This is a genomic window from Bacteroides sp. 2201st1_D9_2201SCRN_220225 (genome assembly GCF_040928965.1).
Lineage (GTDB): Bacteria > Bacteroidota > Bacteroidia > Bacteroidales > Bacteroidaceae > Bacteroides > Bacteroides stercoris.
Map to the genome: position 1 here is coordinate 15,335 of NZ_JBCODG010000060.1, position 8,626 is coordinate 23,960.

Consider the following 8,626-nt stretch of genomic DNA (forward strand, 5'->3'; position numbering starts at 1 on the left):
ATGTTACCCCTGCCCAATTTACCGCCTACAAGGAACTCGGATTAAAAAAAGGATTCACCCAGGTAGAAAGCGCACCATTGGTCCGTTCGTCCTACCATGCAGAAAAATCAACCCAATATCTACAAAAAAAATGAAATAAAGAACATTTTATACCGGCTGTTTGTTGAATAGGAAACGGCAAAATAGCGTAGTAATGGGCAAGCAACGAATTCTATCATCTAAGTTTAATATATCGCTCGGATATATTCCCGTTATTATATCCATTATATTATGTGAATTCATAATACAAGACATTGCTATCTACATCGGTGCAGGCGTAGGTGTGTTGTCCAGTATCTATATGTGGCAGCGCAAGGGGCCGCATATCCCCCAATTCATATTATACAGCACAACAGGAATGTTACTGTTATTGACAATAACTTCCTTTTTTTCCGCTGATTATTGTCCGGAAGCAATGTTTCCGTTTACGCTGGAAATCAGTGCGATTATACCTCCGCTCATCATCTTTCTGAATAGAAGACGCTTTTTGAGCTATCACACAGCCCAGACCCATAAATGCTGCAAGCAGTTTTTTGCACAAGGAGCCGAAGCCGCCATAGTATCGGCCCGTGTATTACTGCTCATCGGTTTCCTGCATTTTCTTATCATATCGCTTGCCATATTGTTCGGGCATCCGCTGAACGATACGCTACGCTACATTTTATTCCGTATCATGCCGCCCTGCGTATTCATACTGGGTATCTTGTTCAATCAGTTCGGCATATACTATTTCAACAAGATAATGAGTCATACCGTATTTGTACCTATCGTGACAAAAAAAGGAGATGTTATTGGAAAAGCAATGCCCTCAGAAGCCATCAACCGGAAAAACGAATATATCAATCCCGTTATCCGCATCACCGTAACTTCACACGGTATGCTGTTTTTACTGCCCCGTCCTCAATGCAGCATACTCGAAAAAGGCAAAACGGATATATTAATGGAGAACTACTTATTGTATGGAGAAACTCTGGAACAAGGTGCTGAAAGGATCTTACAAGAAATCCTTCCCTCAGCTCCGCCCCAAAATCTCCACTTCTGTTTCATGTACCACTTTGAGAATGAAATTACCAACCGCCTGGTCTACAACTTTATCCTTGACCTGAACAATGATTCCATCCTATGCAACAAAAAGTTCAAAGGCGGAAAACTTTGGACATTCCAGCAAATAGAGCATAACCTTCACAGAAACTTTTTCAGCAGTTGTTTCGAACGTGAATACGAACACACAAAAGAAATTATTTATACAAGAGAAAAATACAAGGAATTTTAGACAAATCGGGAACCTTCCCTTTCCATTCTTTCACCGTTTTCGTTTTAATATACTCTCCCTCACATGTAATATCGGCAGCAATGCAAAGTTTGGTCTGAGGACGGCAGTTATGCAGAATATCCTCTATCATCTTATTGTTACGATAGGGAGTCTCTATAAAAAGCTGGGTCTGATGCTCATTATACACGCGTTGTTCCAACGCTTTCAGTTTTTTGGCACGCTCACCGGGTTCAATAGGCAAATATCCGTGAAAGGCAAAACTCTGTCCGTTAAAACCGGAACCCATAACCGATAATATGATTGAAGAAGGCCCGACCAAAGGAACCACCCTCAAGTTCTTACGCTGCGCTATAGCCACCACATCCGCCCCCGGATCGGCAACAGCCGGACATCCTGCCTCGGAAATCACTCCCATTGGATTTCCTGCCTCAAGCGGTTTCAAATATCCGGATATATCTTCCGGTGAAGTATGCTTATTGAGCGTATAGAACGTAAGCGAATCAATATCTATTTCCCTGTCGACTTTCTTCAGGAAACGACGTGCCGAACGCACATCCTCCACTATAAAATGACGGATACCTAAAATCACTTCTTTATTATAAGAGGGTAATACGGTTTCAACAGGAGTATCGCCTAAAGTAACAGGCAACAGATAAAGAGCAGTTTCCATGTAAATCAACTAAAGGAATAAAAATAGAGTGGTAAGATTTATAAAGGGATATAAAAAAGCGGTAAAGCGGTAAGGCGATAAGGCTATGAGCCTGAATACCCTATCACTTTACCGCTTCATCATCCTTTTTTATCCGTAGATTATATTTCCGTTTTCGTCTTTGTACTCATCCAGACCTTTTTCATAAGTAGCCATAGCGCGCAAACTCATACCTACGCTGGAGAAACCGCCATCGTGGAACAAATTCTGCATAGTAACCTTACGGGTTAAGTCGGAGAACATAACGATACAGTAATCCGCACATTCGTCAGCCGAAGCATTACCCAGCGGAGACATACGGTTGGCAAAGTCGAACAGTTTGTCCATACCCTTTACACCCGAACCGGCAGTGGTCATTGTCGGAGACTGGGAAATTGTGTTGACACGTACATTGTGCTCACGTCCGTAGATATAACCAAAGCTACGGGCAATAGACTCCAACAGTGCTTTTGCATCCGCCATATCATTGTAACCGTAGAACGTACGTTGCGCTGCCACATAACTCAAAGCTACGATAGAACCGTATTCGGCAATAGCGTTCATCTTCTTGGCAGCCTGTATCATCTTATGGAAAGATATTGCCGAAATGTCCAGCGTCTTATCCAACATATCGTAATCCAAGTCATCGTATGTACGTTTCTTGCGTACATTAGGAGACATACCGATAGAATGAAGGACAAAATCCACCTGACCGCCCAGCACTTCCATAGAGCGTTTGAATACATTCTCCAAATCTTCCACACTGGTGGCATCCGCTGCTATGACTTCGCAATTCAGTTTTTCGGCCAATGCCGAAACTTCACCCATACGTACAGCGACAGGTGTATTGGACAAGGTGATCGTTGCACCTTCTTCTACTGCTTTTTCTGCTACTTTCCAGGCAATGGACTGCTCATTCAGAGCACCAAAAATAATGCCTCTTTTTCCTTTCAACAAATTGTAACTCATACCTTTTTTACTAAGTTTTGAGTTGCAAAGATAGTGCAAAAACCCCGAATGCACACAAAGAAAAGGGTAAAACCGCAAAAAATACACCAAAACCAACAATTTGTACACATCTTTTCTACCAAAGCCCGATACATTTGCAAACGGTAATTAAGAGGTTTTTTCATAATAATTTATTTAAGGTTAGAATTAGGTTAACATGAATCATTTATTATTTCTTTCGTAAGCCACTCGTGAGAGCAGCTTACGGGGAAGTAATAAGATGGAAAGTAAAGATTAGGAAATGCCGCTTAATCCGCAAATCAAAATTCATAAATTCATTAACATAGTATCACGAATGAACACATTACTAAAAAAGCTATTTACGCTTACCACATTTTCTCTTGCATTACTGCCTGCACAGAATGCTGTTCATGCCCAATGCAAAAATTCTATAGATGAGAACATCTATAAAGAATTGCCTTTCAACATGCCAAAGGTTGAGCAGCCGTCGTTTCCTGATTATACAGTCAGTATCCTGCAATTCGGAGCCAAAAGCGACGGAACTACCTTAAACACAAAAGCGATTAATGATGCCATTAAAGCCGTCAATGCAAAAGGCGGCGGTAAAGTAGTCATTCCAGAAGGATTGTGGCTGACAGGTCCTATTGAGTTATTGAGCAACGTCAATCTGCATACGGAGAAAAATGCCCTCGTTGTCTTTACAGATGATTTCAATGCCTATCCCATTCTTGAGACATCGTTTGAAGGGTTGAATACCCGCCGCTGCCAGTCGCCTATTTCTGCGCGCAACGCAGAAAACATAGCCATTACAGGCTATGGTGTATTCGACGGTTCGGGCGATAGCTGGCGTCCGGTGAAAAAAAGCAAACTGACTGCCGGCCAATGGGATGCACTTGTCAAGTCGGGCGGTGTAGTAGACAAATCCATATGGTATCCCACAGCCGGATCGTTAAAGGGAGCATTGGCCTGCAAGAACTTCAATAATCCCGAAGGTATCGAAACAGACGAGGAATGGAATGAAATCCGTCCGTGGTTGCGCCCCGTATTGCTCAATATCGTCAAGAGTAAAAGAGTCCTGTTAGAGGGTGTTACATTCAAGAACTCACCAAGCTGGTGTCTGCATCCGCTATCATGCGAGCACATCACCATTAACCAAGTAAAAGTATTCAATCCCTGGTATTCTCAGAACGGCGATGCCCTGGATTTGGAATCCTGCAAGAATGCATTGATAATCAATAACATCTTCGATGCCGGTGACGATGCCATCTGCATCAAATCCGGTAAAGACGAGGACGGACGCAAACGCGGCGAACCTTGCCAGAACGTTATCGTAAAGAATAACACTGTGTTACATGGTCATGGCGGTTTCGTTGTGGGCAGTGAAATGTCCGGCGGCGTGAAAAATATTTATGTAACAGATTGCACTTTCCTCGGCACAGACGTAGGTTTGCGCTTTAAAAGCACCAGAGGACGCGGCGGTGTTGTAGAGGGAATCTATATTCACAACATCCACATGATTGATATACCCCACGAAGCACTGCTCTTCGACCTATTCTATGGCGGCAAGGCTGCCGGTGAAGAAACGGAAGAAGACCTGAAAGGCCGCATGAAGACAGCAGTTCCCCAAGTGACTGTTGAAACGCCTTCTTTCCGGGATATTCACATCTCCAATATCATCTGCAAGGGTTCCGGACGCGCCATGTTCTTCAACGGACTGCCCGAAATGCCCATCAGGAATGTAACCGTAAAGGATGTAATCATCAACGATGCCAAAGAAGGCGTTGTCATCAGCCAGGCGGAAGGTGTCACATTGGAAAACATACGTATAGAGACTAAGGGACACACATTGGATGTGAAAAACGCCAAAAATCTGAAAGTGGACGGAAAAGTATATTCCGCTATTGGCGCAGAAGGAAAAATGCTGGATTTTTAAGTAAAGTTCAATAAGCAATAAGCGCAAAGCAGACAGTCTTTTTGCCAAAAGGGAAAGAGCTGTCTGCTCTATTTAGTTTAATTTTGCCGCAGTTTATTAAACACATTCCTTATGAAAACGACCTTTTTAACCGGTTTCCTGTTAATGTGCGCATGCACTCTTGCCGCACAATCACAACCAAATACCAAAACCATTTCGGTAAAAGTAACCAACTCATGGAGCAAGGACAAAAGCAATGCTCCGGTAGTACTGAAAATCAAAGACCTGCAACCCGGCTTCCTCGTACGTTCGGCTGTTGTAATGAACGGCAGTGAGGAAATCCCCTCGCAACTGGACGACTTGAACGGCGATTTAAAAGCCGATGAACTGGCATTTGTCATGGACATTCCTGCCCAAAGCAAGAAAACGCTGGCAATTACCTTGTCTTCCGCCCAAGCAGATAAGACCTATCCGGCACGTGTATTTGCCGAAATGCTGATACGCGATACAAAAAAGCAGAAGCACGCCCCCACACAGTCGGTTACAGTACCGGGCACTACCAATTTTTATAATATGCTACACGGGCACGGGCCGATGTTCGAATCGGAATTAGTGGCTTACCGCGTTTATTTCAATCAAAAGCAAACCGTTGACCCATACGGCAAGTTCAAAAAAGGACTGGAAATCAAGGAAAGCGGTTTTTATCCCAATGACGAACAGCTTGCACGCGGTTTCGGAGACGATGTACTGATGGTTGGCAACAGTTGCGGTGTCGGCGCCCTGAAAGGTTGGGACGGAACGAAGGCCACCCACATAGAACCGATAGCTTTCCGCACCGAAAGCATTCTTGCTTATGGCCCTGTACGCACCATAGTCGATGTAGTCGTAAAAGGCTGGAACTATCAGGGAAAAGAATTGAACATGACCAACCGCTATATCCTTTATGCCGGACACCGTGACCTGCTGGTAGAGACTTTCTTTGACGAACCGCTGGAGAACGAAGTGTTCTGTACCGGTGTGCAGAATATCATGGGCAACGAAACATGCTCGGAATCAGATCACAAAGGATTGATAGGCAGTTGGGGAAGGCACTGGCCGGTCAACGACACCGTAAAATACGCCAAAGAGACAGTGGGCATTGCCACCTATATTCCTCAGAAATATATCCGTCAGGAAGTAAAAGATAAAGATAATTTCCTTTATACCCTTTCTGCACCGGGCAGCGACCGTTTCCACCATTACACCATGTTTACTTCATGCAAGGAAACTTTCGGATATCCTACTCCCGAAGCATGGTTTGCCTATATGCGCGAGTGGAAAGAAGAGTTGCAACACCCGGTTCAGATTAAAATCAAGAATTAAACACTCAAAGAATCAAATCGTAACATGAAAAGCAGAAACGCACTTTTAGGACTCAGCCTGCTGCTGGCAATGCCGCTGGCGGCACAAGAAAAGAATTATGTTTCCGAGGTATGGGTAGCCGACCAAGGCAACGGTAAATATAAGAACCCGATACTCTACGCAGACTATTCCGATCCGGATGCCTGCCGCGTAGGAGATGATTTCTATATGACCTCTTCCAGTTTCAACTGCCTGCCGGGTCTGCAGATTTTACACTCCAAAGACCTCGTTAACTGGAGTATCATCGGCGCTGCCGTTCCCTACGCCCTCCCCCCTATCGAAACACCGGAACGTCCGGAGCATGGCAACCGTGTATGGGCGCCTGCCATCCGCCATCATAACGGTGAATTCTACATTTTCTGGGGCGACCCCGACCAAGGCGCGTTCATGGTAAAAGCCAAAGACCCCAAAGGCCCGTGGACAGAACCCGTGCTCGTAAAACCGGGCAAGGGCATCATAGACACCTGCCCTTTCTGGGATGAAGACGGAAAGGTCTACATGGTACACGCCTATGCAGGAAGCCGTGCCGGATTGAAAAGCATCATATCCATCTGCGAGTTGAATGCGGATGCCACCCAAGCCATAACACAATCGCGCATCATCTTCGACGGTCATGAAGCGCATCAGACCTGCGAAGGTCCCAAACTCTATAAAAGAGGAGAATATTACTACATCTTCCATCCAGCAGGCGGCGTGCCCACCGGCTGGCAGGTTGTCCTCCGCTCCAAGAACATATACGGCCCTTACGAATGGAAGAAGGTACTGGCACAGGGTAACAGCCCTATCAACGGCCCTCATCAGGGAGCATGGGTAGACACTCCTACCGGTGAAGACTGGTTCCTGCATTTTCAGGATGTCGGCGCATACGGCCGTCTGGTGCACCTGCAACCTATGAAATGGGTAAACGACTGGCCGGTTATCGGCATCGACAAAGACGGCGACGGCTGCGGCGACCCGGTTCTGGTTCATACGAAGCCGAACGTAGGCAAGACATATCCTATCCGCACTCCGCAAGAAAGCGATGAGTTTGACGGTTATACCCTCTCTCCGCAGTGGCAATGGCATGCCAACATCAATGAAAAATGGGCCTATTATGCAGGCGACCGGGGCATTGTACGTCTTTACTCCTACCCGGTTGTCAAAGAATATAAGAACCTTTGGGATGCAGCCAACCTATTGTTGCAAAAAACTCCCTCCGACAACTTTACCGCCACAATGAAGCTTACCTTCAAACCGACGGAGAAATACAAAGGAGAACGTACCGGACTGGTAGTTATGGGACTTGACTACGCCGGACTTATCCTGGAAAATACGGACAAAGGCCTGGTATTGTCTCAAGTGTCTTGCCCCAAAGCAGACAAAGGTACTTCCGAAACCGTAAACGGTACAGTCGATTTAAAGGATAATACGATTTACCTGCGTGCCAAGTTCACCTCTGACGGGAAAAAGATTTCCAAGAGCGAAGGCGGACACGACCTGTTGGTAATGTGCCACTTCAGTTACAGCCTCAACGGAAAGAAATTCCAGCCATTGGGCAAACCGTTCCAAGTAAAAGAAGGCAAGTGGATCGGTGCCAAAGTTGGCATGTTCTGTACCCGCCCGGCTATCGTTACCAACGACGGCGGCTGGACAGATGTAGACTGGTTCAGAATTACCAGATAACAGGCTTCATGGAAATACTGCCTCACCATAGATAACATTGATTTCCGGTTTATCAGGTATCTATCTTAAAATCGGTATTAATCCGCGTTATCTATGGTGAGTTTTTATATAACCCCTGCAAATTGTTATATCTTTGTTCCCAAAATAAAAAGAGAAAACAATGAAGAAACTTGTTATATTCGACTTAGACGGTACATTATTAAATACCATTGCCGATTTGGCGCAAAGCACCAACCATGCATTGAGCGTACTTGGTTACCCCACCCACGAGGAATCAGCCTATAACTTCATGGTGGGCAACGGAATCAACAAACTATTTGAGCGAGCCCTTCCCGAAGGAGAAAAGAGCGAGGAAAATGTGCTCCGTGTCCGTAAGGAATTCATTCCTTACTACGATGCACACAATGCCGACAAGAGCCGTCCCTATCCCGGCATACCCGAACTGCTGGAACAATTACAGTCGCAGGGACTGCAAATAGCGGTTGCATCCAATAAATACCAATCAGCAACTCAAAAACTGATAGCTCACTATTTCCCGAAAATAAACTTTGTCGCCGTATTCGGCCAACGGGAAGGAGTAAACGTGAAACCCGACCCGACCATTGTAGACGATATTCTATCCATTGCCAAAACAGATAGGAAAGATGTGCTTTATGTAGGAGATTCCGGCGTGGATATGCAG

7 protein-coding genes and 1 pseudogene are annotated in these 8,626 nt (G+C 45.3%); 6 read left to right on the plus strand and 2 right to left on the minus strand.

Going from position 1 to position 8,626, the window contains the following annotated elements; all coding sequences use genetic code 11:
- Both AB5903_RS16810 and AB5903_RS16815 read left to right on the plus strand, forming a co-directional pair.
- A pseudogene (locus tag AB5903_RS16810) lies at positions 1–134 on the plus strand (lipoyl synthase); the annotation flags it as partial.
- A 59-nt stretch (positions 135–193) separates the two neighbouring features.
- The gene (locus AB5903_RS16815; protein WP_117899200.1) at positions 194–1,312 is read left to right on the plus strand and encodes a hypothetical protein; all 1,119 of its coding nucleotides are present in this window, start codon (positions 194–196) and stop codon (positions 1,310–1,312) included.
- On the opposite strand, the gene AB5903_RS16820 is transcribed toward AB5903_RS16815, so the two are convergent.
- Together AB5903_RS16820 and AB5903_RS16825 are read right to left on the minus strand one after the other, a co-directional pair.
- A complete protein-coding gene (locus AB5903_RS16820; RefSeq protein ID WP_016661874.1) occupies positions 1,278–1,982 on the minus strand; it encodes an SAM-dependent methyltransferase in 705 nt (234 codons plus the stop codon). The genes AB5903_RS16815 and AB5903_RS16820 overlap by 35 nt on opposite strands.
- 129 nt (positions 1,983–2,111) lie before the next feature.
- On the minus strand, positions 2,112–2,969 hold the full coding sequence (locus AB5903_RS16825) for an enoyl-ACP reductase (protein WP_005657379.1): 858 nt from the start codon (positions 2,967–2,969) through the stop codon (positions 2,112–2,114).
- A gap of 334 nt (positions 2,970–3,303) precedes the next feature.
- Here AB5903_RS16825 and AB5903_RS16830 point away from each other — a divergent pair, with 334 nt between their 5' ends.
- The 4 genes from AB5903_RS16830 to AB5903_RS16845 all read left to right on the plus strand — a co-directional run.
- A complete protein-coding gene (locus AB5903_RS16830) occupies positions 3,304–4,902 on the plus strand; it encodes a glycoside hydrolase family 28 protein (RefSeq protein ID WP_022103704.1) in 1,599 nt (532 codons plus the stop codon).
- Between the two features lie 111 nt (positions 4,903–5,013).
- Positions 5,014–6,243 carry a DUF4861 domain-containing protein gene (locus AB5903_RS16835; RefSeq protein WP_117899199.1) on the plus strand — a complete coding sequence of 410 codons (1,230 nt, stop codon included), beginning with the start codon at positions 5,014–5,016 and terminating at the stop codon, positions 6,241–6,243.
- A 24-nt stretch (positions 6,244–6,267) separates the two neighbouring features.
- Positions 6,268–7,944 carry a glycoside hydrolase 43 family protein gene (locus tag AB5903_RS16840; RefSeq protein ID WP_060385380.1) on the plus strand — a complete coding sequence of 559 codons (1,677 nt, stop codon included), beginning with the start codon at positions 6,268–6,270 and terminating at the stop codon, positions 7,942–7,944.
- A gap of 160 nt (positions 7,945–8,104) precedes the next feature.
- On the plus strand, positions 8,105–8,626 hold a 522-nt coding region (locus AB5903_RS16845), incomplete at its 3' end, for an HAD family hydrolase (RefSeq protein WP_368118050.1).